The 26,956-nt window shown below is 70.7% G+C and carries 26 protein-coding genes; 13 read left to right on the top strand and 13 right to left on the bottom strand.

Going from position 1 to position 26,956, the window contains the following annotated elements:
* Window positions 1–11 precede the first annotated feature (11 nt).
* Together SHK19_RS21495 and SHK19_RS21490 are read left to right on the top strand one after the other, a co-directional pair.
* Window positions 12–686, top strand: coding sequence for a lysoplasmalogenase (locus tag SHK19_RS21495; protein ID WP_322454353.1), 675 nt, complete (start codon window positions 12–14; stop codon window positions 684–686).
* A 9-nt stretch (window positions 687–695) separates the two neighbouring features.
* Window positions 696–1,166 (top strand): carboxymuconolactone decarboxylase family protein, encoded by a 471-nt coding sequence (locus SHK19_RS21490; RefSeq protein WP_322454354.1) that lies wholly within the window; start codon window positions 696–698, stop codon window positions 1,164–1,166.
* 9 nt (window positions 1,167–1,175) lie between these two features.
* Here SHK19_RS21490 and SHK19_RS21485 read toward each other — a convergent pair whose 3' ends face one another.
* Window positions 1,176–3,701 carry a glycoside hydrolase family 65 protein gene (locus SHK19_RS21485; protein WP_322454355.1) on the bottom strand — a complete coding sequence of 842 codons (2,526 nt, stop codon included), beginning with the start codon at window positions 3,699–3,701 and terminating at the stop codon, window positions 1,176–1,178.
* Window positions 3,698–4,453: an HAD family hydrolase gene (locus tag SHK19_RS21480; protein ID WP_322454508.1), complete on the bottom strand. Its 756-nt coding sequence runs from the start codon at window positions 4,451–4,453 to the stop codon at window positions 3,698–3,700. Before SHK19_RS21480 ends, SHK19_RS21485 begins: the two co-directional genes overlap by 4 nt.
* A 99-nt stretch (window positions 4,454–4,552) precedes the next feature.
* Between SHK19_RS21480 and SHK19_RS21475 the strand changes: the two genes are divergently transcribed.
* Window positions 4,553–5,860: a cytochrome P450 gene (locus tag SHK19_RS21475; RefSeq protein WP_322454356.1), complete on the top strand. Its 1,308-nt coding sequence runs from the start codon at window positions 4,553–4,555 to the stop codon at window positions 5,858–5,860.
* Between the two features lie 9 nt (window positions 5,861–5,869).
* On the opposite strand, the gene SHK19_RS21470 is transcribed toward SHK19_RS21475, so the two are convergent.
* Both SHK19_RS21470 and SHK19_RS21465 read right to left on the bottom strand, forming a co-directional pair.
* Window positions 5,870–6,676 (bottom strand): ABC transporter permease, encoded by an 807-nt coding sequence (locus SHK19_RS21470; RefSeq protein WP_322454357.1) that lies wholly within the window; start codon window positions 6,674–6,676, stop codon window positions 5,870–5,872.
* Window positions 6,673–7,653, bottom strand: coding sequence for an ATP-binding cassette domain-containing protein (locus SHK19_RS21465; protein ID WP_322454509.1), 981 nt, complete (start codon window positions 7,651–7,653; stop codon window positions 6,673–6,675). Before SHK19_RS21465 ends, SHK19_RS21470 begins: the two co-directional genes overlap by 4 nt.
* Before the next feature lie 132 nt (window positions 7,654–7,785).
* Between SHK19_RS21465 and SHK19_RS21460 the strand changes: the two genes are divergently transcribed.
* Window positions 7,786–9,030 (top strand): cytochrome P450, encoded by a 1,245-nt coding sequence (locus SHK19_RS21460; RefSeq protein WP_322454358.1) that lies wholly within the window; start codon window positions 7,786–7,788, stop codon window positions 9,028–9,030.
* A gap of 43 nt (window positions 9,031–9,073) precedes the next feature.
* Window positions 9,074–9,370, top strand: a complete 297-nt coding sequence (locus SHK19_RS21455; RefSeq protein ID WP_322937413.1) for a DUF1905 domain-containing protein — start codon at window positions 9,074–9,076, stop codon at window positions 9,368–9,370.
* Here the strand turns inward: SHK19_RS21455 and SHK19_RS21450 are convergent.
* The gene (locus tag SHK19_RS21450) at window positions 9,367–10,677 is read right to left on the bottom strand and encodes an MFS transporter (protein ID WP_322454360.1); all 1,311 of its coding nucleotides are present in this window, start codon (window positions 10,675–10,677) and stop codon (window positions 9,367–9,369) included. The two genes, SHK19_RS21455 and SHK19_RS21450, sit on opposite strands and share 4 nt — an antisense overlap.
* The gene (locus SHK19_RS21445; RefSeq protein ID WP_322454361.1) at window positions 10,674–11,330 is read right to left on the bottom strand and encodes an SDR family oxidoreductase; all 657 of its coding nucleotides are present in this window, start codon (window positions 11,328–11,330) and stop codon (window positions 10,674–10,676) included. Before SHK19_RS21445 ends, SHK19_RS21450 begins: the two co-directional genes overlap by 4 nt.
* A gap of 203 nt (window positions 11,331–11,533) precedes the next feature.
* Here SHK19_RS21445 and SHK19_RS21440 point away from each other — a divergent pair, with 203 nt between their 5' ends.
* From SHK19_RS21440 to SHK19_RS21415, 6 genes are all read left to right on the top strand, one after another.
* A complete protein-coding gene (locus SHK19_RS21440; protein WP_322454362.1) occupies window positions 11,534–11,896 on the top strand; it encodes a YciI family protein in 363 nt (120 codons plus the stop codon).
* A gap of 7 nt (window positions 11,897–11,903) precedes the next feature.
* On the top strand, window positions 11,904–13,172 hold the full coding sequence (locus SHK19_RS21435) for an RNA polymerase sigma factor (RefSeq protein ID WP_405030441.1): 1,269 nt from the start codon (window positions 11,904–11,906) through the stop codon (window positions 13,170–13,172).
* Window positions 13,173–13,202: 30 nt separating this feature from the next.
* Window positions 13,203–15,173: a M3 family metallopeptidase gene (locus SHK19_RS21430; RefSeq protein ID WP_322454363.1), complete on the top strand. Its 1,971-nt coding sequence runs from the start codon at window positions 13,203–13,205 to the stop codon at window positions 15,171–15,173.
* Between the two features lie 59 nt (window positions 15,174–15,232).
* Entirely contained in the window at window positions 15,233–15,646 is a 414-nt protein-coding gene (locus SHK19_RS21425) for a hypothetical protein (protein ID WP_322454364.1), read from the top strand.
* A gap of 101 nt (window positions 15,647–15,747) precedes the next feature.
* Complete coding sequence (locus tag SHK19_RS21420) at window positions 15,748–16,446, top strand: PadR family transcriptional regulator (protein ID WP_322454365.1); 699 nt, start codon at window positions 15,748–15,750, stop codon at window positions 16,444–16,446.
* A 38-nt stretch (window positions 16,447–16,484) separates the two neighbouring features.
* Complete coding sequence (locus SHK19_RS21415) at window positions 16,485–17,858, top strand: hypothetical protein (RefSeq protein ID WP_322454366.1); 1,374 nt, start codon at window positions 16,485–16,487, stop codon at window positions 17,856–17,858.
* Here SHK19_RS21415 and SHK19_RS21410 read toward each other — a convergent pair.
* From SHK19_RS21410 to SHK19_RS21385, 6 genes are all read right to left on the bottom strand, one after another.
* A complete protein-coding gene (locus tag SHK19_RS21410; protein WP_322937412.1) occupies window positions 17,833–18,912 on the bottom strand; it encodes a serine/threonine-protein kinase in 1,080 nt (359 codons plus the stop codon). The two genes, SHK19_RS21415 and SHK19_RS21410, sit on opposite strands and share 26 nt — an antisense overlap.
* 32 nt (window positions 18,913–18,944) lie before the next feature.
* The gene (locus SHK19_RS21405; RefSeq protein ID WP_322454368.1) at window positions 18,945–20,474 is read right to left on the bottom strand and encodes a BspA family leucine-rich repeat surface protein; all 1,530 of its coding nucleotides are present in this window, start codon (window positions 20,472–20,474) and stop codon (window positions 18,945–18,947) included.
* Window positions 20,475–20,576: 102 nt separating this feature from the next.
* Window positions 20,577–21,491: a GNAT family N-acetyltransferase gene (locus SHK19_RS21400; protein ID WP_322937411.1), complete on the bottom strand. Its 915-nt coding sequence runs from the start codon at window positions 21,489–21,491 to the stop codon at window positions 20,577–20,579.
* 57 nt (window positions 21,492–21,548) lie between these two features.
* Window positions 21,549–22,109, bottom strand: coding sequence for a YceI family protein (locus SHK19_RS21395; RefSeq protein ID WP_322454370.1), 561 nt, complete (start codon window positions 22,107–22,109; stop codon window positions 21,549–21,551).
* Between the two features lie 206 nt (window positions 22,110–22,315).
* Window positions 22,316–22,480 carry a hypothetical protein gene (locus SHK19_RS21390; RefSeq protein ID WP_322454371.1) on the bottom strand — a complete coding sequence of 55 codons (165 nt, stop codon included), beginning with the start codon at window positions 22,478–22,480 and terminating at the stop codon, window positions 22,316–22,318.
* Between the two features lie 111 nt (window positions 22,481–22,591).
* Window positions 22,592–23,761: a glycosyltransferase family 2 protein gene (locus SHK19_RS21385; RefSeq protein ID WP_322454372.1), complete on the bottom strand. Its 1,170-nt coding sequence runs from the start codon at window positions 23,759–23,761 to the stop codon at window positions 22,592–22,594.
* A gap of 166 nt (window positions 23,762–23,927) precedes the next feature.
* On the opposite strand from SHK19_RS21385, the gene SHK19_RS21380 reads away from it, so the two are divergent.
* Together SHK19_RS21380 and glmS are read left to right on the top strand one after the other, a co-directional pair.
* On the top strand, window positions 23,928–24,191 hold the full coding sequence (locus tag SHK19_RS21380) for a hypothetical protein (RefSeq protein ID WP_322937410.1): 264 nt from the start codon (window positions 23,928–23,930) through the stop codon (window positions 24,189–24,191).
* A 13-nt stretch (window positions 24,192–24,204) separates the two neighbouring features.
* On the top strand, window positions 24,205–26,043 hold the full coding sequence (gene glmS, locus SHK19_RS21375; protein WP_322937409.1) for a glutamine--fructose-6-phosphate transaminase (isomerizing): 1,839 nt from the start codon (window positions 24,205–24,207) through the stop codon (window positions 26,041–26,043).
* 4 nt (window positions 26,044–26,047) lie between these two features.
* Here the strand turns inward: glmS and SHK19_RS21370 are convergent, their stop codons facing one another.
* Window positions 26,048–26,851 (bottom strand): SDR family NAD(P)-dependent oxidoreductase, encoded by an 804-nt coding sequence (locus tag SHK19_RS21370; RefSeq protein ID WP_322454375.1) that lies wholly within the window; start codon window positions 26,849–26,851, stop codon window positions 26,048–26,050.
* Window positions 26,852–26,956: the final 105 nt, after the last annotated feature.

Here is a 26,956-nt window from a genome sequence, read left to right as displayed (position 1 = left end):
AGCGTCCGGACATGAACCTCGCCACCCGGCTCAAGATGGCGTACGGCGCTGTCGCCGCGATTGACACCGCGCTGTCGGCCTCGACCCGGCCGATGGCGCACCGGACGCGGTTCCTGACCAAGCCGCTGCTGATGCCGTTGCTGTCGGCGTCCCTCGCCGCGACCCCCGGCTCGTCGACCGCCCGCCTCCCCGTGCTCGCGGCGCAGGCCGGCGGCTGGTTCGGTGACGTCGCACTGCTCAGCGAGCAGAGGAAGCCGTTCGTCATAGGGACAGCGGGGTTCGGCGTCGGCCACCTCGCCTACGTCGCGGCGTTCGCGCCGCGGCGCCGTGACCAGCCGCGCCTGACCGAGGACCCCCGCGCTCGTGCGCTCGCCGCACTGTGGGCCGCGACCGCGCCGGCGATGGCGTGGGACGCGCGCAAGGACGGGGTCGCGAAGGTGGTGGCGGCGTACTCCGTGCTGCTGACGTCGATGGCGGTCGCGGCGACCCGGCTCGACCGCGCGCAATCGCCGGCGGGCCGCCGGCTGGTCGCGGCCGGCGCGCTCACCTTCCTCGCGTCCGACGCGACGCTCGGCATGCGGAAGTTCGTGCTCGACGACCCGAGTCCACTGGTCGAGGGGGGCGTGATGGCGACGTACACGGCCGCCCAGTTCTTGATCAGCGAGGGCGCTGCCCGCCTCGCCTAGGCTCCCCCCATGAGTCAGACGACCGGCGTGCCCGACGGACCGCTCTACCTCGACAAGGCCGAGCCCGACATCTTCGCCGCGATGTCCGGCGTCTCCAAGAAGATCGTGGCGGCGGCGGGCGAGGCGGGCATCAGCGAGCGGCTACTGGAGCTGGTCAACCTCCGGATCTCGCAGATCAACGGTTGCGCCTACTGCCTCGACATCCACCACAGCAAGGCGATCCGGCTGGGCGAGGATCCGCGGCGGCTCGCCGTGCTCCAGGACTGGCAGGAGACCGACCTCTTCGACGACACCGAGAGCGCGGCGCTCGAGCTGGCCGAGTGCATCACCCGGATCCCCGCGCCCGCCGTGCGCGGGGAGGTGGAGGACGTCGCGCGCCGGGTGCTCGGCGACGCGGCCTACGCCGTGGTCGCCTGGGCCGCGGTCAACATGAACGCCTTCAACCGCATCTCCATCACCAGCCACCACCCGGTGCGCTGACGGCTACATCTAGGCACCGTCGCCGCTCGGCACGATCGCGGAGATCACGGTGCCGTCGGCGCGCTGGATACCGGCCGGGTTCGGCGGTTCGCCCACGAGCATCGGGCCCTGGTGCTCCAGGGGTACGACGACCGCCGGCCCCTCCTTCACCACGACCTGCTCGCCGCGCACGTCGAACGTGAGCGGTCCGGCGCCGTCCTCGACGTACAGCTCCAGCTCGTCGGTACGGACGGTGACCCGGACCCGGGTGCCGTGCAAGGTGATCCGGTAGACCAGTGCCTCCCACGAGGACGGCAGCCGCGGGTCGATCTGCCACTGCTCGTCGCCGTTGTCGGCGCCGCAGTCACGGAAACCGCCGAAGCCGCTGACGAGGGCGCTCCACACGCCGCCGGTCGAGGCGACGTGCACCCCGTCGGAAGTGTTGTTGTGGCGGTCGTCGAGGTCGACGAAGAGAGCCGCGAGGAAGTAGCGGAGGGCGAGGTCGGCGTACCCGACCTCGGCCGCGATGATCGACTGCACCACCGCCGACAGCGTCGAGTCGCCAGTCGTGATCGGGTCGTAGTAGTCGAAGTCCGCCCGCTTCTGCTCCGCGGAGAACTCCTCGCCCTGGAGGAACAGCGCGAGCACCACGTCGGCTTGCTTGAGCACCTGGAACCGGTAGATCACCAACGGGTGGTAGTAGAGGAGGAGCGGCCGCTTCTCCAGCGGTGTGTGCTCCAGGTCCCACATCTCCCGCTCGAGGAAGTGCGCGTCCTGCGGGTGGATGCCGAGGAACTCGTCGTAGGGGATGAACATCGCGTCCGAGCACTCGGACCACTCGATCGGCTCGTCCCGGTCCAGCCCGGTACGGCGGACCAGCTCGGCGAACGCGTCGGGGTCGTCGCGCTCGAGCCGCCAGACCGCCTTCGCCGCCCGGCGCAGGTTGAAGCGCGCGAGCACGTTCGTGTAGAGGTTGTCGTTGACGACGGTCGTGTACTCGTCCGGACCGGTGACGCCGTGGATGTGGAAGGTACGCCGGTTCTCGTCGCGCCAGAACCCGAGGTCCGCCCACAACCGGGCCGTCTCGACGAAGATGTCGATCGCCCCGCGGGTGAGGAAGTCGTCGTCACCGGTAGCGCCGACGTACTTGCTCAGCGCGTAGGCGATGTCGGCGTCGATGTGGTACTGCGCCGTGCCGGCGGCGTAATAGGCCGAGGCCTCGTGGCCGTTGATGGTGCGCCACGGGAAGAGGGCCCCGCGCTGGGAGAGCTCGTGCGCCCGGGACCGTGCGGACTTGAGCAACGAGTATCGGAACCGGAGCGCGTTCCGCGCGGCCCAGGGCATCGTGTAGGTCAGGAACGGCATCACATAGATCTCGGTGTCCCAGAAATAGTGACCGCCGTAGCCGGACCCGGTGACGCCCTTCGCCGCGATGCCCTGACCCTCGGCGCGCGCGGCGGCCTGGCAGAGCGCGAACAAGTTCCAGCGCACCGCTTGCTGCAGCTTCGGGTGGCCGGGGATCTCCACGTCGCAGCGGGCCCAGAAGTCGTCGAGCCACTGCCGCTGCTCGGCGAACTGGTGCTCCACGCCCTGCTCGTGGGTGCGGGACAGGGTGCGCTCGCAGCGGTCGATCAGCTCACGCGGGGGGACGGAAGCCGCGGTGTGGTAGCTCACGAGCTTGGTGAGCTTGATCGGTACGCCGGGCTCGGCCGCGATCTGGTAGATCACCTTGGCCATGTCCTCCTCGGCCTGCACCCGCATCGAGCACGGCGATGCCGTCTGCAGCTCGTGGTCGGCGACGACCCCGATCGTCATCCCGCTCTCGGCCGCGCGGTAGCCCAGGGAGAGGCGACCGGTCTCCTCGTCGGCGGAGTGCAGGACCGGCTCGAGCACCCGGCGTTCGAACCGATCGGCCTTGCGTGGGTCGGGCGCGCCCGTCTCGGTGGCGAGGATCATCTCGGCCGCGACGTCCTGCCGGTTGATCAGCTGGGACGAGATCGCCACCGACGCCTTCTGGTCGAGCAAGGTGACCTCGAAGGTGAGCACCGCGAGGTGCCGTTGCGCCAGGGGCACCATCCGGGTGCTGCGGACCCGGACCTCCTTGCCGCCCGGAGTGCGCCAGATCAGCTCCCGCGTGAGCTGGCCGCTGCGGAAGTCGAGCGCCCGCTCGTACTCCAGGAGGTCCGCCATCGACATGTGCAGCGGCTCGTCGTCGACGTACAGCCGGATGACCTTGGCGTCGGGGGCGTTGACGATGGTCTGCCCGATCCTGGCGAAGCCGTAGGCCTCCTCCGCGTGGAGGATCGGCCAGGTCTCGTGGAAGCCGTTGATGTAGGTGCCGTCGACGTGGGCGTCGCGGCTCTCGGAGTAGTTGCCCCGCATGCCGAGATAGCCGTTGCCGACCGCGAACAGCGACTCGGTGGTGCCCACGTCGTCGCCCTCGAACCGCGTCTCGACGAGGCGCCACGCGTCGGTGGGGAACCGGCTGCGGTCGAGCGGGTCGGCGACGGGGGGCGCGACGTGGGACGGGCCGTCGGACCGGTGGTGCGCACTCATTCCACCACCTCCTCCTGGTCGTCGGGGAGCAACTCGGCGAGGTCGGCGACGACGACATCGGCCCCCGCCTCGGTGAGGGCGGCGGGGCCGGCGCCGCGGTCGACGCCGACCACGAGGGCGAAGTCGCCGGCGGCGCCGGCCTGGACGCCGCTGATGGCGTCCTCCAGCACGACCGCACGCTCCGCGGTCGCACCCAGGTCGGCAGCCGCGGCGAGGAACGTGTCGGGCGCCGGCTTGCCGGCCAGGCGCCGCTCGGCGGCCACCCCACCATGCATGACGGTGCCGAAGTAGTCCGTCACCCCGGCGGCGTCCAGGACCGCCGGTGCGTTGCGGGATGACGAGACGATCGCCATCGGGAGTCCCCGTTCGCGGAGGACGTCGAGGAGCCGCACCGACCCCGGGTAGGCCTGGACCCCTTGCTCGGTCAGCACCCGGTTGAAGTACTCGTTCTTGCGGTTGCCGAGCCCGGCGACGGTCTCCGCCTCGGGCGGGTCGGACGGGTCGCCCTCGGGGAGCGTGATCCCGCGCGCCAGCAGGAAGGTCCGGACGCCGTCGTACCGCGGTTTGCCGTCGACGTAGTCGTAGTAGTCCTGGTCCGTGTACGGCGGCTGGCCCTGCACGCCGGCCAGGAAGTCGTTGAACATCGCCGCCCATGCGCGCATGTGCACCTCGGCGGTGGGCGTCACCACGCCGTCGAGGTCGAACAGCGCGGCGTCGTACTGGTCCCAATCAACCTCGGCCACGGGCAACAGCCTAACGAGGAAGGGTCAGGGGCGGGTCAGGGTCGACCCAGGGAGGTCTGGGTACGAATACTCAGGCGGGCGCCGGACAGGTCTGATGGAATACCCGGCATGGCTCTCCCCCTGGACCTGCTGGGACCGGTCAAGCGCCGGGTCGGCAAGATCCTCCTCGAACGGACGATGCGCGACGGCATCGACCTCCGCAAGCTGCGGTTCCTGCCCGACTCGTTCACGCTTCCGATCAAGCGGGACGGCCTGGACCCGCTGCCGGCGCTCATGCAGGCCCAGGTGGACGAGCCGGTGAAGCTGCTGGCGAACATGTTCGGACGAGGGATCTGGCTGGTCAGCGGGTACGACGAGGCCCGCGACGTCCTGGCCGGTGACCCGGCGGTCTGGTCCAACGACCTCGGCCAGTTCGTCTCGCAGGAGGGCCGGTCGGCCGAGGAGCAGATCGGCGGCCTCGGCATGACCGACCCGCCGCTCCACACCCAGCTGCGCAAGTACCTCACCCCCGAGTTCACGATGCGCCGTCTCGCGCGGCTGCAGCCGGGCATCGAGGCGATCGTGCAGACGCGGCTCGACGCGATGGAGGCGGCCGGACCCGAGGTCGACCTGGTCGCGGAGTTCGCGTTCGCCGTGCCGTTCGACGTGATCTGCGACCTGCTCGGCCTCCCGGTGGAGGACCGGTCCCGCTTCTTCGATCTCGGCGTCGCGCGCTTCGACCTCAGCGAGGGCGGCGCGGGTGCCTTCGGCGCCGCCGCGCACACCCGCGACTTCCTCATCAACGCAGTCCGTCAGCAGCGGGAGCAGCCGGGCGACGGGCTGATCGGCGCACTCCTCGAGGAGTACGGCGACGAGCTGGACGACGTCACGCTGGGCGGTATCGCCGACGGCGTCTTCCTCGGCGGCTACGAGACCAGCGCCAGCATGCTGGCACTCGGCACCTACCTGATCGCGACCACTCCCGATGCCGGCCGGATGCTCCGCTCCGACCCGGAGTCGGTCAACAAGGTCGTCGAGGAGCTGCTCCGGCACCTGTGCGTCGTCCAGCTCGCCTTCCTCCGGTTCGCGAAGCAGGACGTCGTCGTCGGAGGCGTCACCATCAACGAGGGCGACGCCGTCGGCGTCTCGCTGCTCGCCGCCAACCGCGACCCACGACTCGGCCCCGACCTCGACCGGTTCGACCCGACCCGCGAGCCGGTGCGCCACCTCTCCTTCGGCTGGGGCATGCACCGTTGCGTCGGCGCCGAGCTGGCGCGGATGGAACTGCGCACCGCCCTCCGGATGCTCGCCGAGCGCTATCCCGACCTCACCATGGCGGCCGACATCGGCGACCTCGACTTCCGCAAGCTCTCCGCCGTCTACGGCGTCGAGGCGCTCCCCGTGTCCCTCTACGGCGAGCTGGAGGAGACCGCCTAGCCGCGAGGATCACTTCGACGTGGACAGGCGGTACTGGCGGGACGAGAGCGGCGCGAAGACCGCCACGATGGCCACGGCCCACAACAGGGTGTAGACGACCGGGTTCTGCAACGCCCAGGAGTCGGGCACCGCAATGCTCGGATCGGTGTTGCCGAACAGCTCGCGGCAGGCCTGGGTGACGGTCGACACCGGGTTCCACTCGACGAACGTCTGCAGCACGCCGGAGAACGACTCCGCCGGCACGAACGCGTTGGACACGAAGGTCAGCGGCATGATCACGATGAACGAGGCGTTGTTGACGACCTCGACGCTGGGCACGATGAGCCCGACGTACGCCATGATCCAGCTGATCGCGTAGGCGAACACCAGCAGCAGGAGGAACGCCAGGGCTGCGTCGACAACGCCCTCGCGGATCCGCCACCCGACCACCAGACCGGTCAGCGCCATGATGGCGAGCGAGATCACGTTGTAAGCGACGTCCGAGGTGGTCCGGCCCACCAGGACCGCTGAGCGCGCCATCGGCAGCGACTTGAACCGGTCGATGATGCCCTTCTGCATGTCGTCGGCCAGGCCGTAGCCGGTGAACGTCGCACCAAACACCACGGTCTGGGCGAAGATTCCGGGGACCAGGAACTCCTTGTAGTCCACCTCGCCCGGCACGTCGATGGCTCCGCCGAAGACGTAGGCGAAGAGCAGCACGAACATGATCGGGCTGATCAGGACGAACACGAGGATGTCGGGCACCCGCTTGACCTTGATGAGGTTGCGCTGGGCGACGACCCAGCCGTCGGACAGTGCCCGCACAGCGGTGCTCATTTCGCCATCTCCTTGCTGCTGTCGTCGCTCTGGCCGTCGTCCGCCTCGGCGACATGTCCGGTCAGTGTCATGAACACGTCGTCGAGGGTCGGTCGGCGCAGGCCGACGTCGAGCACCGTGACGGTCTCGCGCTCGAACCCCTGCAGCACCCGGAGCAGGTCGCCCGTCGCGCTCCCGCGCACCGCGGCTGTCAGCTCTCGGCTGTTTTCACTGACCCGGACGCCGTCGACGGCCACCTCGGCGAGCACCCGCTCAGCCGCCTCGCGGTCTTCCACGTCGGCGAGGACGACCTCGATCCGCTCGCCGCCGGTGCGGGCCTTGAGCTCGTCGGCGGTGCCCTCCGCGATCGCGAGGCCGTGGTCGATGACCACGATGTTGTCGGCCAGACGGTCGGCCTCCTCGAGGTACTGCGTCGTGAGCAGCAGCGTCGAGCCGCCGGCGACCAGCTCGCGGATGACCTCCCACATCTGCTGGCGGCTGCGCACGTCGAGGCCGGTGGTCGGCTCGTCGAGCACCAGGACCGGCGGCTCGGCGACGAGCGCGCCTGCGAGGTCGAGCCGACGTCGCATGCCGCCCGAGTAGGTCTTCGACGGCCGGTCGGCGGCGTCGGTGAGGTCGAACCGCTCGAGCAGCTCCCGCGCCCGCTGCCGGGACCGCGCCTTGCCGAGGTGGTAGAGCCGACCGACCATGACCAGGTTCTCGTAGCCGGTCAGGTGCTCGTCGACGGCGGCGTACTGCCCCGACAGTCCCATCAAGGCCCGGGCCTCGCCCGGCTCGGCGAGCACGTCGACGCCGGCGATCTCGGCGCTGCCGGCATCCGGCACCAAGAGGGTGGTCAGGCACCGCACCGCCGTAGTCTTCCCGGCGCCGTTGGGCCCGAGCAGTGCCAGCACCTCGCCCTCGGGAACGTTCAGGTCGAGCCCCCCGAGGGCGGTGACCTCCTTGTAGCGCTTCACCAGTCCGCTGGCGCGGATCATGTCTGTCACGTTGCTCCCTTCGCGTGTCCCCCGACCGAGTTTTCAACCTACAGACGGCCGCCGACAACCGAATTCATCGCCGTTTACGTCGAAGCACTCGACGTCAACAAGAACCTGCTCCATCCTTTGTCGATGGGGATCGAGTCGACTGTCGCCCGCTACGTGCCGGGAGGCGGGGCGGCGTGGCGCGACCCGTGGCCGGCGTACGCCGCCCTCCGCGAGCACGACCCGGTGCACCACGTCGTGCCTGCAGGTCGTCCCGAGGACGACTACTACGTGCTCTCCCGGCACGGCGACGTGCTCGCAGCCGCCGTCGACACCGAGACGTTCAGCAGCGCCCGCGGCCTCACCGTGGAGTACGACGAGCTGGAGCGGATCGGCCTCGCCGACAACCCGCCGTTCGTGATGACCGACCCTCCGGTCCACACCGCCTTCCGGCGACTGGTCGCCCGCGGCTTCACCCCTCGTCAGGTGGCCGAGCTCGAGCCCGCGGTCCGGTCATTCGTCGTCGAGCGGTTGGATCGCCTGTGCGCCGCGGGCGGTGGCGACATCGTCACCGAGCTGTTCAAGCCGCTGCCGAGCATGGTGGTCGCCCACTACCTCGGCGTGCCCGAGCAGGACCGGCCGCGCTTCGACGAGTGGACCAACGCGATCGTCGCGGCCAACGCCACGGACGGTGCAGGGGGCGCTGCCACCGGCGCGGCCGGAGCGACCGTCGAGCTGATGGCGTACTTCTCGGCGCTGATCGAGCGACGCCGCGCGGAGCAGGCCGCCGGCGTGAGGGCGGAGGACACCGTCTCGCACCTGGTCGCGGCGGCCGGGGGCCACGACGAGGAAGCCCAGACCGACATCATGGGCATCCTCGCCTTCGTGTTCACCATGGTGACCGGCGGCAACGACACGACCACCGGACTGCTCGGCGGCACCATGGAGCTGCTCGCGACCCACCCCGACCAGTGCGAGGACCTCGCCGAGTCTCCGCGCCTGGTGGCCGACGCCGTCGAGGAGCTGTTGCGGCTGACGTCCCCCGTCCAGGGCCTGGCCCGCACCACCACCCGCGACATCGAGCTGCACGGCACCCGGATCCCGGCCGGCCGGCGGGTCCTGCTGCTGTACGGCGCCGCCAACCGCGACTGGCGCAGGTACGGCGCCGACGCCGAGCACCTCGACATCCGGCGCCGGCCGACCCAGATCCTGACCTTCAGCCAGGGCCACCACCACTGCCTCGGGGCGGCCGCCGCCCGGCTGCAGGCCCGGGTCGCGCTCGAGGAGCTGGTCACCCGGATCCCGCGGTTCACCGTCGACCCGGACCGGATCGAGTGGGCGCCCGGCGCCTACGTGAGGCGGCCGGCCAGTGTGCCGCTCGCCATCCGCTGACGCCGAACGATGAGTCGTGACGGGCAGCTAGGTCTGTCTCGTCATGACCAATGAGACCCACGGCGTCGGGCCGCTCGACGTCACGTTCACGGAGACGCTCCGGCTGAGCCCCGCCAAGGGCGGCTGGACCTACATCGTCTGGCCCGAGTCACCGGCCTACTTCGGCACCCGCGGCCGGGTGAAGGTGCGCGGCACAGTCGACGGCGAGCCGTTCGAGACGTCGTTCATGGCGCTCGGCGACGGCAACCACAAGCTGCCGGTCGCCACCGCCCTTCGGGTCGAGAGCGGCAAGCAGGCCGGCGACCAGGTCGTCGTCCACCTGACCGAACGGCTCTCCTAGCCGTCGGAGGGCGGTAACGGACCGGTCTGCGTCTGGGCGGGCCGCGCCAGCCGGTAGCGCCAGAGCACGGGGACCGCGACCACGGAGGCAGCAGTCAGCACGACGACCAGAGCCCCGCCACCGGCGGCCGCGACCGCCGTACCGACCATGGCGGCGGTGGCGCCGTGCGCGACGTCCGCGATCCGCGGCCCACCCGCCACCACGACGATGAAGATCCCCTGCAGCCGGCCGCGCACCTCGTCGGCCGCCGACGACTGCAGGATGCTCTGCCGGAACGCCGCCGAGGCCATGTCGGCCGCGCCGCCGACGATGAGCATGACGACCGCCGCACTCAGCATCCACGCCGCCGCGTCCGCCGAGTGGTCGGCGACAGCGACAGCGACGCCGAAGCCCACCATCGCCAGGCCCCACACGACGATGCACCAGACCACGGCCTTGCCCTGCGCGCTGATCCGCGAGACCCAGCCGGAGAAGATGCCGCCGAGGACGGCGCCCGCGGGGATGCCCGCGAACAGCAGCGCGAACGCAAGCCCGCCCTCGTCGGGACCGGAGAAGCTCTCGTGGGCGATCTCGGGGAACAGCGCCCGGGGCATCCCGAACACCATCGCGATGATGTCGACGACGAAGGACATCATCAGCACGGGATGACCGCGCAGGTAGGCGATGCCCTCGATCACCGACCGCAGGCCGGGTGGTCGGCCGCTGGCTCCCTCGACCCGCAGGGACGGCAGCTTCACCACCGCCCACAGCGTCGCGAACAGGCAGAGCGTGTCGATCAGGTAGATCCAGGAGAAGCCGAGCACCGGGATCAGCGCCCCCGCCACCAGCGGCCCCGCGATCGCCCCGGCCTGGAAGACCGTCATGTTCAGCGAGTTGGCCGCCGGCAGCAGCTCGTCGGAGATCAGCTTCGGGAGGATCGCGCTCCGGGTCGGCTGGTTGATCGCGAAGAACGCCTGCTGCACGGAGAAGAGGCCCAGCAGGAGCCATACGTTTCCACTGCCCATCGCGGCTTGGAGCCAGAAGCACGCGCTGGTCCCGATCAGGCCGACCGTGGTGACCTGCAGCAGGGTGCGCCGGTCGAAGTGGTCCGCGAGCGCACCGCCCCAGAGCCCGAAGACCACCAGCGGCACCAGGCCGAACACGCCGGTGAGGCCGACGTACGCCGAGGAGCCGGTCTCGACGTAGATCTGCGCCGGCACCGCGACCACCGTGAGCTGGGCTCCGACGACAGTGACGATGTTCGCCGTCCAGAGGCGGCGGAAGTGCGGAACGGCGAGTGGCCGGGTGTCGGCGAGGAGGCCCCTCATCCGTCGTACGGGACGTGCGGCGTCCACGCGTCGTCAGGACGCGAGACGGCCGCCCACATCGCGTCGGCGATCGGCGGCGGCGAGAACGCGCCGTCCCTGCCCAGCACGCCGTTGATCTGGACGGCGACAGCGCGGATGCCGTCGGGGGCCAGGGTCGCGTCCAGGCTGCTGACCAGGTTGCGGACCGCGGCCTTCTGGACGCCCAGCGAGGCCGCAGCTGGCGACGGCTTGTCCGCCGCCGCGCTACCGGTCACCAGCACCCGCGCGCCGGACGCGAGATAGGGCCGCGCCGCCTGGACCGCGGGCAGGAGTGCGCCGGCGCCGAGCGCGACGTCCTCGAGCAGCTCGGGGACGGTGAGGTGCAGCGGGTCCTTCTCGCGCCACGCGCTCGGGTTGAAGTGGAGCACGTCGATCCGCCCGTTCCGCTCCCCGACTGCGGTCACGACCGCGGAGACGTCGGCCGCGTCGGTCAGGTCGACCCCGACGCCCTGCGCCGCGTGGCCCTCCTCCTGGAGGGCAGCGGCGAGCGGCTCGGCGTCGGCCTTCGTGCGCGTGGCCAGGACGGCGACGTACCCCTCCTGCGCGAACCGGCGGGCGACCGCGAGCCCCAGGCCGGGACCTGCGCCGAGGACGACGTACACGGGCGCGCTCATGAGGAAACTCTAGGGCGGCCGGTCGTCGAGCAGCCCGAGCCGCACGGCGCCCTTCTCGAACGCCATCCGTCGTGTCGACCTGATGGCGGCCGGACGCCCTCCGTTCGAGAAAATATGTGGCAGGTTGTCGTATCGGCACCGGGGGGTTCGTAGAGAGGGTGGAAGGCGGCCACAGGAGGCCGCCCGGACATGAGGAGATCGACATGACGCAGTACCTGCTGGCCGTGCATGGCAGCGACGAGGATTACGCCGCGATCGACCCCGAGACGATGCAGCAGATGTTCGAGGAGACCGACAGGTTCAACGACAAGGTCCGCGAGGCCGGCATCTGGGTGTTCGCCGGTGGTCTCGAGTCCCCGGGGACCGCGACCGTCGTCGACGGCACGGGAGACGCCCCGGTGATGACCGACGGCCCCTACCTCGAGACCAAGGAACACATCGGCGGGTTCTGGATCATCGACGTCCCTGACCTCGACGAGGCGCTCCGGTGGGCCGCGGAGGGGTCGAAGGCCTGTCAGGGCAAGGTCGAGGTCCGGCCGTTCCAGGCCGAGCCGTCCGAGGCCTGAGCGGCCCGTGTCCCTCGGGTCTCGAGACGGTCGCGGACTGACCTCCTCGACCAACGGGGAGATCGAGCGGGTCTTCCGGGAGGAGTACGGCCGGCTGATCGCCTCGCTGGTCCGCCGCTTCGGCGACATCGACATCGCCGAGGAGGCGGCCGGCGAGGCGCTGGTCGCCGCGCTCGAGAAGTGGCCGGAGTCCGGCGTACCGCCCAACCCCGGCGGCTGGTTGACGACCACCGCCGGCAACCGGGCCATCGACCGGCTCCGCCGCGAGAAGCTGCGGGACACCAAGCACCGACAGGCTGCTGAGATGTACGACGACACACCCCATGAGTCCCTCGGGCTGTTCGAGGACAACGAGGACGACCGGCTGCGGCTCATGTTCACCTGCTGCCACCCTGCGCTCGCGCCCGAGGCGCGGATCGCGCTGACGCTGCGACTGCTGGGCGGCCTGACGGTCGAGGAGATCGCGCAGGCGTTCCTCGTCCCCGAGACCACGATGGGGCAGCGGATCACCCGGGCGAAGAAGAAGATCGCCGCGGCCAAGATCCCCTACCGGGTGCCCGAGGCCGAGGACCTGCCCGCTCGGGTGGCGACCGTGCTCGCCGTCCTGTTCCTGGTCTTCAACGAGGGCTACCTCGCGTCCGGTGACGGCGACCCGGTGCGCACCGACCTCACCGCCGAGGCGATCCGGCTGGCCCGGATCCTGCACGGCCTGATGCCCGACGAGCCGGAGGTGACCGGGCTGCTGGCGCTGCTGCTGCTCACTGAGGCCCGGCGCGAGGCGAGGGTCCGGGGTGGCGAGCTGGTACGGCTCGACGACCAGGACCGCGGCGGGTGGGACCGGTCGCTGATCGCCGAGGGCCACGGCCTGGTGCGCGAGTGCCTCGCGATCAACCGGCCGGGCCGCTACCAGATCCTTGCTGCCATCAACGCGGTCCACACCGACGCACCGACCGCCGACGCGACCGACTGGACCCAGATCGCCGCGCTCTACGACCAGCTGGTCCAGGTCGACCCGTCGCCGATCGTGGCCCTCAACCGGGCGGTCGCGATCGCGGAGCTCGACGGGCCGGAGGTGGCGCTGGCACAGGTCGACAAGCTGGCCGAGGCCGCACCCGTGCTGGCGTCGTACCACGCGTTCCACGTGACGCGGGCCGATCTGTTGCGGCGCCTCGGGCGTAGCGCCGATGCGAGGGAGGCGTACGACGCCGCGCTCGCCGTCTGCGACAACACCGCGGAGCGCGCCTACCTGACCCGGCGGCGCGACCAGCTGGTTTGAGCTTTCTTGGCGACTCCTTACGCTGCATCCATGTCGCATCTCGAGCCGCTGAACCTCCCCGAAACCGACGACGCCGCGACCTGGGGTGAGTGGGTCCGCTCGCGGTCGTCCGAGGAGCTCGATCGGGCCCGGACCCTGGTCGACCGGCTGCGCACGGATCCGCCGGCCGAGGCGCTTGAGGTGCTGCGGCTCTGGGACCACGCCGCCGGGCACCTCGGCGGGGTCGCCGCGTCCGGCTCGCTCTTCGGCAACGTGCACCCCGACCAGGCGGTGCGCGACGTCGCCGACGCCGCGGAGCAGGATGCGGACAAGCTGTCGACGGAGTGGAGCCTCGACCGCACCCTCTACGAGGTGTTCGCCGGCCTCGCCGAGGAGGGCCTCGACGCCACGTCGGCCCGGTTGCTCGAGAAGGTGCGCAAGGACTTCCGGCGCTCGGGCGTCGACCGCGATGACGAGACCCGGTCGCGGATCTCCGCGATCCGGGACCGGCTCACCGAGCTCGACCAGGAGTTCAGCAAGCTCACCCGTGACGACGTGCGCTCCATCAAGGTCGCGCCCGACCGGCTCGCCGGCCTGCCGGACGACTGGCTGGCCGCCCACCCCGCCGGCGACGACGGGCTGGTCACCGTCACGACCGACTATCCCGACGCGATCCCCGTGCGGATGTTCGCCCACGACCAAGACGTGCGGCGCGACATCGTCATCGCGTTCCTGCAGCGCGGCTGGCCGGACGCGGAGCCGCTGCTCGAGGAGATGTTCGCGCTCCGCCAGGAGCTCGCGTCACTGGTGGGCTACGACGACTGGCCGTCGTACGACGCGGACGTGAAGATGATCGGCTCCGGCTCGGCCATCCCCGAGTTCATCGAGAAGATCGCGGCGGCGGCGGCGGAGCCGATGCGGGCCGACCTCGACACCCTCCTCGAGCGCTACCGTCGCGACCACCCCGACGCCACCGAGATCCCGCTGTACGACTCGTTCTACTACCAGGAGCGAGTGCGCCAGGAGCAGTTCGACGTCGACGCCCAGCAGGTGCGCGCCTACTTCGCCTTCCCGAAGGTGCGGCAGGGTCTGCTCGACGTCACCGGCCGGCTGTTCGGGCTGCGCTACGAGCGGGCCGACGTCCCGGTGTGGCACGAGGACGTCGCGGCGTACGACGTTTTCCGGGGCGACGACGTCGAGCCGCTCGGGCGGATCTACCTCGACCTGCACCCGCGGGAGGGCAAGTACAAGCACGCCGCGCAGTTCACGCTGACCGACGGCGTCGCGGGCGATCAGCTGCCCGAAGGGGTGCTGGTCTGCAACTTCTCCCGCGGCCTGATGGAGCACGACCACGTCGTGACGCTGTTCCACGAGTTCGGGCACCTGCTGCACCACGTGCTGGCCGGCCACGGGGAGTGGTTCCGCTTCGCCGGTGTCGCCACCGAGTGGGACTTCGTCGAGGCGCCGAGCCAGATGCTCGAGGAGTGGGCATGGGACCCCGCCGTGCTGCGAAGCTTCGCGACCAACGACGCGGGCGAACCGATCCCGGTCGAGCTGGTCGAGGCGATGCGGCGCTCCGACGACTACGGCAAGGGCATCTACGCGCGGACCCAGATGTTCTACGCCGCGATGTCCTACTGGTTCCACGCTGACGAGGCCCGCCGGGCCGCCGGCGAGGAGGTCGCGCCGCTGAGCGACCGGATGGTCGACCTCCAGCGCAAGTACGCCGCGCTGCCCTACCTCGAGGGCACCCACATGTTCGCGTCGTTCGGGCACCTCGGCGGCTACAGCTCGGCGTACTACACCTACATGTGGTCGCTCGTGATCGCGAAGGACATGTTCAGCGCGTTCGACGCCGATGGCCCCGGCGACCTGTTCTCCGACGAGCGGCTCGCGGTCGCCACCCGCTACCGCGACGCGGTGCTCGCCCCCGGCGGCACCAAGGACGCCGCCGACCTGGTCGCCGACTTCCTCGGGCGCCCGTACTCGTTCGACTCGTACTCCGCCTGGCTCGCGCGCTGATCCGGAGGACAGCGCGGCCTCGGCGTGACACCCTCGGGCGAACCCTGAGAGGAAACCGTATGAAGAAGCGACTGGCGATGCTCATCGCGCTCGGCACGACCGTCCTGGCGCTGCTGCCGGCGGACCCGGCAGCGGCGCACACCGTGCGGTACGGCACGGTCTCGTCGTTCGGCCTGACGGCATCGGGGGGTGAGGCCGCGCTCGGCAGGGTCTCATCGCCGAACGCGGCCTGCGTGAACAACCGGAAGGTGAAGCTCTACCTGGTCCGTCCCGGTCGCGACCTCCAGGTCGGCGTGGACCGTCGTACGGGCGTCCCGTCCGGCAACGGGGACGGCTACTGGGTGGTACCGACGAACCTCCGTCCTGGCCGGAGCTACTACGCCGTCGTGGGCGCGAAGGACCTCGCGGCGGGGAGCCACCTGCACCTCTGCAAGGAGTACCGGACGTCGGTCGTTCCCTGGCAGCCCGCGTAGTCCTCTTGGTGTCTGCCCGTGGCTTGTGTGGGCGTTCAACGCCCGATACAGTAGCGATATATCGCGACATGATTCCGAAGGTCGCGACAAGGGAGGAAATCATGCATCGCTTCAACAAGAGCTTCGGCCCGTTCTGGGCCGCCGCCATGGGGGACTGCGGTCCCTACCAGCAGCATCGCCCGAGTCCGTGGGGCAACCCGTGGGAGCGCGGCTCCCATCACCGCGGCGGAGGGCCGGGCGGCCCGCCGCCGTGGCTCGCCGGCCTGCTCGGCATGGGTCGACCGGAGGGGACGCGCGGCGCTCGGGTACGACGCGGCGACGTCCGCTCGGCGATCCTCGACGTGCTCCATGCCGCCCAGCAGCGGGAGGAGTCGATCAACGGCTACCAGGTGATCCAGCAGATCACCGACAAGAGCGGCGGCGCCTGGCGCCCGAGCCCGGGCTCGGTGTACCCGACCATCCAGCAGCTCGAGGACGAGGGCCTGGTCGAGACCGACGACGAGCGCGGTCGACGTTCGCTGCGGCTCACGCCGGAGGGTGCGACCTACTGCGCCGAGCACGGCGACGAGCTCGCCGCGGTATGGGCGCCGTTCGAGGCCGCCGAGTCCGCGTGGCCGGGTGAGCACGCCGACATCAAGGCCGAGATCCCGCAGGTGATGAGCGCCGTCTGGCAGATCGTCACCTCGGGGGACGACGTCCAGCGACGCGCGGCGGTCGAGGTCCTCGTCGACGCCCGGCGCAAGCTCTACGGAATCCTCGCCGACGGGCCGGCTCCCGACGAGACCACCGACGACGAGTAGCAGTCGACCCACCCGCGGCGGCCACTAGGCTGCCGCGGGTGAGGTCTGTCGTCCGGAGAGCCGCCGCTGCCGTGGCCCTCGCGCTCGGCTTGGGGACGTGGGCGCCCTTCGCGGCCGCTGTGCCGGTGCCGGCCGCCGAACCCGTCGACCTCGGCGGGCAGCCGGTGGTCAGCAGCACCGATCCACGAGAGCCGACTCCTCTCGAGCCCGGTCTGTGGACCGTCTCGCTCGGTCCGGAGTCGCAGGCGCAGTTCTTCACGTACGAGCGGCAGATCGAGGACAGCACCGTCCACATCGGCGCGATCGGTGCGCCGGCCGGACCCGACGGCGAGGGACTCGAGCTCACCGCGACCGTCGCGGCGACCGAGGGCACCGAACCCGTCGACTGCGGCACCGATCAGTCTTCCACCGACTCTTCTGCCCCTTACGGGCTGGTCGGGGCGCAGGTGATCGCGGGCGACGAGGAGGACCACACCACCAACACTCCCTGCCGTTCGGCCGACACGGTGGAGCTCAGGCTCGCCCGCTACTCCGGCTACAACAGTGTCGACCTCCCGGTCGCCATCAAGATCGTCGAGGAAGCGCCGGTGTCCAGTGCCGAAGAGCCGCCCGAGAGCGAGGAGCTCGACTACCAGGTGCCCGATCCGACCGATCCGGCATCGACCCCCGCAGGAGCCCCTTCCTTCGACGAGGCGCCCGTGGTCGACGCGCATGACGGTCCGGTGACGCTCGACACCACGATCGCGGAGGGCACCGAGCTGCTCTGGCGGGTCCCCCTGGAATGGGGTGACCGTCTCGTAGCGCGCGCCGACCTGCCCGGTCTCCCCGAGGGCGAGGCCGAAGAGCTCGGCTCCCCGAGCGTCTACCTGAAGCTGGCGATCATCCAGCCGAGTCGCGATGCCTTCGTCCTGACTCGCGACGACGACAGCTCCTACGGCTACTACGGCACCCCCGAGGGCAGCGGCCTTGTCGCAGGGACCTACCCGCTCCGCTACACGAACCGCTACTCCTCCGACGTCGATCCCGTGCTGCCCGGCGACCACTGGGTCTCGGTGACCGCCGCGGCGGCGCCTGAGGAGCGGGCGGCGCTCGACGTCCCGATTCAGCTCACCTTCCAGGTCACCGGGAGCGACGCCACTCCTCCGACCTACAAGGGCGCCGTCCTGGCCCAGGGCGGCGGCGACGGTCCCGAGGGGTACTCGCCGGAGACGCCCTTCCTCGTCGGCGACGGTGAGTTCTCGGCAGTGGCGTCGGGCAACCCGTTCACGCCCGAGGGCGAGGACGGCGAGGGTTGGTGGGGGCTCCGACGCGGCGTCGGTCTCGGCCTCGGCGTGGTCAGCCTCGCCTGCTGTGCGGCCGGCGGGGTCTGGCTGACCCGTCGTCTGTCTAGCCGAGCAGCAACCAGCCGCTGACGGCGAGCCCGAGCAGGCCGACGACCAGGAGCAGCACGGGAGCGAGCACGCCGGCGGGGATGGGTGCCGCGGGCGACGGCAGCACCGTCTCCTCCTGCGTGCGTCGCGGAGGTGGCGGCGGTGGGGGCATCGTCGGCGCCGAGGCCGGTCCGGTCGTGGGGGGCGGGTGGGGCGCCGTCGCGCGCGGCAGGGTGTCGCCCGATCCGCCCGTGCCGCTCGGCAACGGCGGGAAGACCTCGGTGATCACGATGGGGTCGGCCGGGTCCGGCGGGAGCTCCAGCAGCCGCCGCAGCGAGGGGTGCGCGCGGAGCTCGGTCGCGCTCGGCCGGGCTGCCGGGTCGTCGGACGAAGTCGCCTCGATCAGGTCCACCACGGCGTCCCGCGCGGGGTCGCCGGTTCGCAGGCCGGCGATGTCGACGGCCGCCGGGTCTCGCGGCGGCTTGGTCGCGGTGAGCATCTCGAGGATCACTCTGCCGAGGGCGTAGATGTCCGCGCTGGCGTCGGGGTCGGCCCCGAGTTGCTGCTCCGGCGGCATGTAGCCGGGAGTGCCGATGACCATCGCGATGTGGGTCAGCCGCGCCTCGTCGGTGGGCACCGCGATCCCGAAGTCGGTGAGCCGCAGGTGCGGCACGCCACGTCCGGTCGGCTCGACCAGCAGGTTGCCGGGCTTCACGTCGCGGTGCACGATCCCCGCGGCGTGCACGGCCTCGAGCGCTTGGAGGGTCTGGTCGACGAGGCGGCCGATCCAGCGCGGCGGCAGCGCGCCGTACTTCCGGAGCAGCTGCGACACCGAGCCGCCGGCCACCAGCGGCATCGTGAACAGCACCCGGTCGTCGACCGCGGCCCACGACTGCGGCGTGACGATGTGGGTGTGGTCGATCCGCAGCGACTGCTCCCGCACGAACCGCAGCAGCATGGCAGCGTCGCTCTGGTTGAGCATCTTGGCGGCCTTCACCTGGCCGTCGACCCGGTCCCGCACCCGCCAGACGGTGCCCATGCCGCCGGAGGCGATCGGATCGATCAGCTCGTAGCGACCGGCGAACACCTCACCCATGGCCCGAGCCTAGTGGCGCGGGCCGGCGACGCTCAGGGGGTGACCTCGACAACCTGCCAAGGCCGAGGGACCGTCGACCTGTTGCCGGACGTGTCGACCGCGACGAGGCCGACCAGGTAGCGGCCCGCGGGGACCAGACGCCTGAACCAGGCACCGGTGCGCACCTCGCCCGGGCTCACGACGTTCGCGGGCAACCGGGCGAAGGAGGAGCCCCAGGTGCCGTTCCCCTGGAGCCAACGGTCGGTCGCCTGGTCCTGGACGGAGACGAGCACCGCGTCCACGCCGATGTTGTCCCTCGCGAACGCCCTCATCCGCAGCTTTCCGGTCCCGGTGAGGTCGGCGAAGCGGACGACCGGTGGGGTGCTGTCGACCCCGGCGCAGGTCGTCCAGATGGGGCGCGGTTCGGTCCAGGCGGTCGCGCCCTCGTCGAAGTCCTCGGGGCGAGGAACGTCGGTGACGCACCAATCGGACAGGTCCTGGTTGAAGGAGCGGGCACCGCTGAACATGAAGTCCATGTCGGTGACGTTGGAGACGTCCCAGTCCCCGAGGGGCTGGTTGAACCTGCGTGCGCCGGAGAAGGTGAAGACCATGAACTCGACCGAGGACACGTCCCAGCTGCCGATCGGTTGGTTGAAGCGGGAGTTCGCGAACATCACGGCGATGTCAGTGACGTTGGAGACGTCCCAGCTCCCGATCGGCCGGTTGAAGGCCGCTCCGTAGAAGGTCCTGTTCATGGACTCGACCGAGGAGACGTCCCAGGCGCGGAGGGCCCGGTTGAACGGAGTGTCGGCGAAGGTGAACGTCATGTCGGTGACGTTGGAGACGTCCCAGCGCCCGATCGGCTGGTTGAAGGGGGAATTCCAGAAGGTGGCGTAGAGGCTGGTGACGTTCGAGACGTCCCATCCGCCGATGGGCTGGTTGAAGTCGGAACGGAAGAACATCCACGACAGGTCGGTGACCTGGGAGACGTCCCAGTCGCCGATCGGCTGGTTGAACGGGGTTTCACTGAACATGTAGGACATGTCGGTGACCTGGGAGACGTCCCAGTCGCCGATCGGCTGGTTGAAACCCGATTCCTGGAACATGCCGAACATGTTGCGGACCGTCGGCGGAGGTTCGGCGACGGCGCCGAGGTTCTTCGCGCCCCGGAAAGCCTGAGCGGCGGTGCGGGTGTCGGTGGGCCCCCACTCGTCGACCGACAGCAGACCGACCGGCGGGTCCCGGAAGTCCCGGTAGTCCAGCGCGCCGAGCCGCCGGAAGGTGCCGGTGACCTCCACCTGGTGAGTCGACGCGCTGTCGGTGAAGGTGTGCGTGATCGGCCCGTCGTCAACGGCGTCGCGGACACCGGAGACCGTCCTGGTCGTGCCGTCACCCCAGTCGATCGAGACGTCGACGTCGCCGTACAGGTGCAGGACGGCTTCGGTCCCTTGCCAGGTGGTGACGAAGCGCGGGTCCGGATCGGCAGCGCGCGCCACCCCGGTCGGTGGTGCTGCGAGCAGCAGGCCTGCGAGCAGTGCGAGCACGGCGGCGCGCACCGCTGTGCCCGAGATTCGGTCCCCCATGGCTGGTCCCCTCTGTCGGCGCGATCCGGCGCCCCACCACGCTAGGCGCGCGTCCGCCGGTCGACCATCCCTTCCTCCTCGGAACTGATAACAAGCAAAGGGTCAGAGGTCGATCGCGCGATTCACCCACACCGAGTCGGTGACCATCCCGACCTTCTCGTACAGCGACAGCGCCCCGGTGCGCGAGTCCGTGGAGAGGCATGAGCTGGCGGCGCCGTGCTCCCGGCCGGCGGCGAACGCGGCGACGAGCAGCGCCTGTGCCAGCCCGCGGTGGCGGTGCTCCTTGTGGACGGCGAGCCGGGACACGTAGGTCTCCCGATTGCCGTCGATCTCGCTCACGGTGATGAAGACCGAGCCGACGACGGAGCCGTCGGGCGCCGCGACGACCTGCAGGTGCCACGGTTCGAAGCCGGGTCGCAGCCACACCTCGGCCGCGAAGTCCTCGAACGTCTGCTTGTCGCGCACCGACCACTCGAGGAAGGCGTCCTCGGTGACGTGCCAGACCTGTTCGCGGTCGGCCGCGGTGGCGACCCGGAGGACGTAACCGTCCGGCAGCGGGCGCTCCTCGATCGTGCGGCCGGGAGGCAGCCGCAGCACCCAGCTGGTCCACCGGATCCGGTAGCCCAGGGCGGCCAGCAGCCGGTCCCCCGGCGATCCTTCCGGCACCGGCATGCCCACCACGGTCGCCCCGCGGGACCGTGCGAGCTCTCGCACCCACGAGGCGAGCCAGGTGCCGATCCCGCGGCCGCGCACGTCGGGATGGACCGCGGCGTCGTACCGGTCGGCGCCCATGAGCTCGGCGTACGCCACGATCCGGTCGTCCTCGAGGACGGCGATCGAGCTGGCGCCGAGGTCGTACGACGGGCGCTGCCACTCCGCGATCAGGTCCTCCTCCTCGATCTCGACGGTGCCGATGTCGTGGAGCTCCTGGGCTGCGATCAGCGCGTGGACCTCGGTCGAGTCGGAGGGGACCAACGGGCGGGTCGTGAGGCTCGGTGGCAGGGAAATAGCAGACACCCGGGGGAGTCTGCTCCACCCGGGTGCGCTGCCGCGATCGGTTTTCGTGCAGGTCGATCAGGCGTTGCGGATCGCCGAGATGTCGAACTCGAGCTTGATCTTCTCGGAGACCAGGATGCCGCCGGTCTCGAGCGCGGCGTTCCAGGTGAGGCCCCAGTCCTTGCGGTTGACGGTGGTCTCGCCCTCGAAGCCGACCCGGAGGTTGCCGAACGGGTCCTTGGCGGAGCCGCCCTCCTCGAACTCGATCGTGACGGGGTGGGTGACGTCCTTGATGGTGAGGTCGCCGGCGATGGTCCACTCGTCGCCGTCGCGGCTGACGGCGGTCGAGGCGAACGTCAGCTCGGGGAAGTTCTCGACGTCGAAGAAGTCGGCCGACTTGAGGTGGCCGTCGCGGTCGGCGCTGCCGGTGGCGACGCTGGGGGCGTTGATCGTCAGCTTGACCCACGAGTTGGCCGGGTTGGCGGTGTCGATGTGGGCGGTGCCCTGCCACTCTTCGAACGAGCCGCGGACCTTGGTCACCATCGCGTGCCGGGCGACGAAGCCGAGCCGGCTGTGCGAGGTGTCGATGGTGTAGTCGCCGGCGATGTCGGTCAGTGCGGGGATGAGGGTCTCGGTCATGGTTCCTCCTGGGATCGGGTGATCGTGGTTGGTTGAACTCTCAATCAACTGAACCAAAGCGGACCATGGTCCTATTCCGTCGAAGATGATGTGACCTGGGTCACGTCGACGCAAGGGCGACGCAAAAACGCCGAGGGACCGCGTCCTCGATGGACGCGATCCCTCGGGTGGGACCGGCAGGCCGGCTTGCTGCTAGCGGTCGTGCGTCACGCCGCGTGGTGCGGCGCGACGGGCATCGCTGCGCCGGCCTCGATCCAGACAGCCTGCATGCGGGTGGTGCCTTGTGCATCGGTCACCGGGAGCCAGCGCATCTCGAGATGCGCGGGCTGGGGGACGCTCGACACCCGTTCAGTCATCGTCACGTCGTACATGGGCAACCTCCTGTTCACCGTCTGTTCACCAAGATACCACAGCCCCCACTTGGACCGACAGTTAACGGGCAGATGAGCGCCGCCCGCCCCACCTGGCGACCGACCGGTGCCTCAGGAGCGGTCGGTCCCTCCATTTCGCCGCTCGGCGCCGTCCGAATCCGCCACCGTCGCCACCGTCGCCGGCGGTCGTGCCAGCGTGGCGGCCAGCCGCGACTGCAGATCGGCGTCGAGGGAACCGCTCCGCAGCAGCTCCTCGAACAGCTCGCGCGGGTGTGCCTTCCTGCGCGGGGACATGAAGTAGCGCCGTTCGACCGACACGAGGTGGTCGAGCAGCCGGTGCACGGCCTCCCGGTCGGGACCCAGGCCCCGGGGTGTGTGGAGGTCGGAGCGGGGCGCGACCAGGAGCCCGGCCTCCTCGAGGGCGGTGACGTCGTCGGCGATGTACGTGTTGTAGATGTCCATCAACCGCCGGTCACGTTCCTCGTCGGCGAGCGACGGAGTGTCGAGGACGGCGTTCACGGCATCCCGCAGCCGCCCGCGTCTGCCGGCGAACTTCGCCTTCCGGCTCGCCATCGGCGAGGCCCACTTACGCAGGAACTCCTCGCTCGACCAGCAGTCGTAGTGGAGGACGTGCCACTCGGGGGACGGCTGTGCCACGACCCGCTCGCCGGCTCGGGTAAAGACGTTGTGGATGCTCAGCCGGAGGTCCAGGGTCGGCCGCATCCCGACCTTGCCCCGGATGTGGCCGTGGAAGTACTCGTGGAGGTGGGGACGCGGGATCACGCCGAGCCGAGTCAACCGGACCAGCTCCTCGGGGGTCGGCGTGCGCTTGAACCTGTCGACGGGGCCGTCCCAGTGGGCCCGGCTGACGGACTCCAGCACGGACAGGCGGGCCACCGGTGCGTCGCTCGACAGGAGCTCGTCGCGGTCGATGTCGAGCACCTCGTCCCCGTCGATGTGGAAGAGCCACCGCACGGAGTCGAACGGGCTCAGCAGGTAGCTCGCCGTGTTGGCGTTGACGATCTGGCGGACGTTCAGGTCGTCCGGCCGGTGGCCGCGCCAGTAGCGCTTGCCGGTGCGGACGACCGTGACCGCGTCGAGGCCCTCGAGGTACTCCCCGACGTCCGGAGCCGGCGCGTCCAGGAAGATGAACATGTGGTCCGCCCCGGCCGCGAGGTTACGGGCCACGAACTGCCGGACGTTGTCGAGGGAGTCCCAGAGGGTCGTCACCGTGCAGACCCGGCCGGCGGCGGACGGCTTCCCGGCATCACCTTCGGTCATGACAGGAACGGCGTGCCCGGACCGAGGGTGCGCTTCATGCGGACACCCTACGTGCGCGCGTTTCGGCAAGGGGCTCCGCCACGGCGGGAAGTACCGATCAAGCGCTTTGTGCCCGAATTCGGGCAGGAACTTGGCATTGGGTGGCCCAAGGGTCGATCATCGACGCGTGCCCGTCGATCCCCGTCTCGTGCGCCACGTCGTGGCGACGACCGGACTCGTGCCGGCCGACGCCACCCGGGTGATCGAGGACGTGCTGGCGTTCCACCACGAGCCGGTGGAGGCCTACGTGCGGCGTCGGCACGCCGAGCTCAAGCTCCGCGGTGCCAAGAACGCCGACATCTTCACCCTCCTGCGCGACGAGCTGGCCGACCGCCTGGTCGCGGCGCCCGACCTGTCCGAGCGTCAACTGCGCCGGATCATCTATGGATAGGAAACCTTGAACCATGTGCGGCATCGTCGGATACCTCGGCACCCACCAGGCGGCCCCGCTGCTCTTGGAGGGGCTCGGCCGCCTCGAGCACCGTGGCTACGACTCGGCGGGCGTGGCCGTGCTCGGCCCTTCTGGCATCCGGCTCGCCAAGCGGGCCGGGCGGGTGCGTGACCTGGGCGAGCAGCTGCCGAAGCGGTTCAGCGGCAAGGTCGGCATCGGCCACACCCGCTGGGCGACCCACGGCCCCGCCAACGACACCAACGCGCATCCGCACGCCGACAGCAAGGAGCTGGTCGCCGTCGTGCACAACGGGATCATCGACAACGCGGCGGCGCTGCGCGACGAGCTCGCCGCGGCCGGGGTCGACCTGGTCTCCGACACCGACACCGAGGTGATCGCCCACCTGGTCGCGCGCTCGGACGCCGACACCCTCGAGGACAAGGTGGCCGAGGCGCTGGGCCGGATCCACGGGACGTACGGCGTCGCGGTGGTCCATGTCGACTTCCCCGACCGGATCGTGGTCGCGCGCAACGGCAGCCCGCTGATCATCGGGGTCGGCGACAAGGAGATGCACGTCGCGTCCGACCTGGCGGCGCTGGTGCGCTACACGACAACGGTCGCCCACCTCGACGACGGAGAGATGGCGACCATCACCGCGGGCGGCTTCACGACGTACCGCCTCGAGGCCAGCGGTCTCTCCGCCACCGACCGGCGGCCCGCGATCGTCGACGTCGACCCGGCGGCCTACGACGCCGGCGAGCACGAGTCGTTCATGCACAAGGAGATCCTCGAGCAGCCGGCTGCCGCCGAGCGGGTGCTGCGCGGCCGGCTCGACGACCGGTTCGCCACCGGTCACCTCGGCGGGCTCAACCTCGACGCCCGCGAACTGCGGGCGATCCGCCGGGTCAAGGTGCTCGGGTGCGGATCTGCCTACTACGTCGGCCAGATGGGCGCCGAGCTGCTCGAGGACCTCGCGCGGGTCCCGGCAGATGCCGAGGCTGCGTCGGAGTTCCGCTACCGCAACCCGATCATCGAGCCGGACACCCTCTACGTCGCGGTCAGCCAGTCGGGGGAGACCATCGACACCCTCCTGGCGGTGCAGGAGATCCGGCGCAAGGGCGGCTACGTCATCGGCCTGGTCAACGTGGTCGGCTCGGCGATCGCCCGCGAGGTCGACGGCGGCATCTACCTGCACGCGGGGCCAGAGGTCGCGGTCGCGTCGACCAAGGCGCTCACCAACATGTTCCTGGGCTTCGCGATGCTCGCGCTCCAGCTCGGCCGGGTCCGTGACCTGTCGATCGCCGACGGCCGGCGGCTGATCGCCGGACTCGAGGCGCTGCCCCGCAAGATCGAGGAGATCCTCGCGACCGAGGAGCAGCTCGAGGCAGTGGCGGAACGGCTGGCCGAGGCCGAGAGCCTGTTCTTCGTCGGCCGGGTGCGCGGCTTCCCCGTCGCCCGCGAGGGTGCGCAGAAGTTCAAGGAGATCAGCTACCGCCACGCCGAGGCCTACCAGACCTCCGAGCTCAAGCACGGGCCGCTCGCGCTGATCAACCCGGACGTCCCGACGGTCGCGATCGTCCCCGACGACGAGCTGGTCGAGCGCAACGTGGCGGCCCTCCACGAGATCGCCGCCCGCGGCGGGCCGCTGGTCGTCGTCACCCACGAAGAGGTCTCGCTCGAGGGCCTCCCCGACGAGGGAGTCGAGCGGATCGTCGTACCCCGGAGCGAGCGGGAGCTCGACCCGATCCTGCTGACCGTCCCGCTGCAGCTGCTCGCCTACCACGCGGCGAAGCGACTGGGACACGACATCGACAAGCCGCGCAACCTCGCCAAGTCGGTCACCGTCGAGTAGGTGCTCAGACCGCCTTGCGCAGCCCGGCGTCCACGACGAAGTCGGAGCCGGTCGTGCTCGCCGACCGCGGGGAGGCCAGCAGTGCGATGACGTCGGCGACCTCCTGCGGCTCGATCAGCCGGCCGGTGGTCAGGCTCATCAGGTCCGGCGCGGCCTGGTCGAGCACGGTGTCGCGGTCATGGCCGGTCGCCGCGGCGAGCACGTCGGCCGCGCCGCCGTCCTTGGTCCACCACCACGTGCGCACCGGTCCTGGGGTCACCGTGTTGACGCGGACTCCGCGCGGGCCGTACTCCTCCGACAGCGCCTGGGTCAGGTTGCCGAGGCCGGCCTTGGCGGCGCCGTAGTCGACGTTGATGGCACTCGGGACGTGGGCGTGCGTGGAGGACACGTTCACGATCGAGCCGCCCCGCTCGAGCAGGTGCGGCAGTGCGGCTCGCACCGCCCGCACCGCGCTCAGCAGGTTGAAGTCCAGCATCGCGGCCCAGTCCGCGTCGTCGAGGAGGTCGAAGGAGAACCGCGGCATGGTGACGCCCGGCGGGGGCCCGCCGACGTTGTTGACCAGGACGTCGAGGCGACCGAACCGCTCGACCGCGGCGGCCACTGCCCGGCCCGGGCCGTCGATGCTGGCGAGGTCGGCCGGCACGTGGACGAGCGAGTCGTCGAGCGCCGCCTCGAGCCGGGGCGAACGGCTCCGGGACACCGCGACCACCGCCGCGCCCTCTGCGCGGAGGGTCAGGGCCGTCGCCAGCCCGATCCCCTGCGACGCGCCGGTCACCACTGCCACCTTGTCGTTCAGCATCAGGTCCATGTGTCCAGCGTGGCGGCCCGAGACGTGCGGCGCTGGCGGGGATCGGCCCTCGCTTGCGCGCGGGAAACGGACATCGCAGCCGCGGCGAGCGCCGGCCGTGGTGCA

The sequence above is a fragment of the Nocardioides bizhenqiangii genome, assembly GCF_034661235.1.
Lineage (GTDB): Bacteria > Actinomycetota > Actinomycetes > Propionibacteriales > Nocardioidaceae > Nocardioides > Nocardioides bizhenqiangii.
Note: the sequence above shows the minus strand (reverse complement) of the source record. Positions and strands in the feature narration are given on the sequence as shown.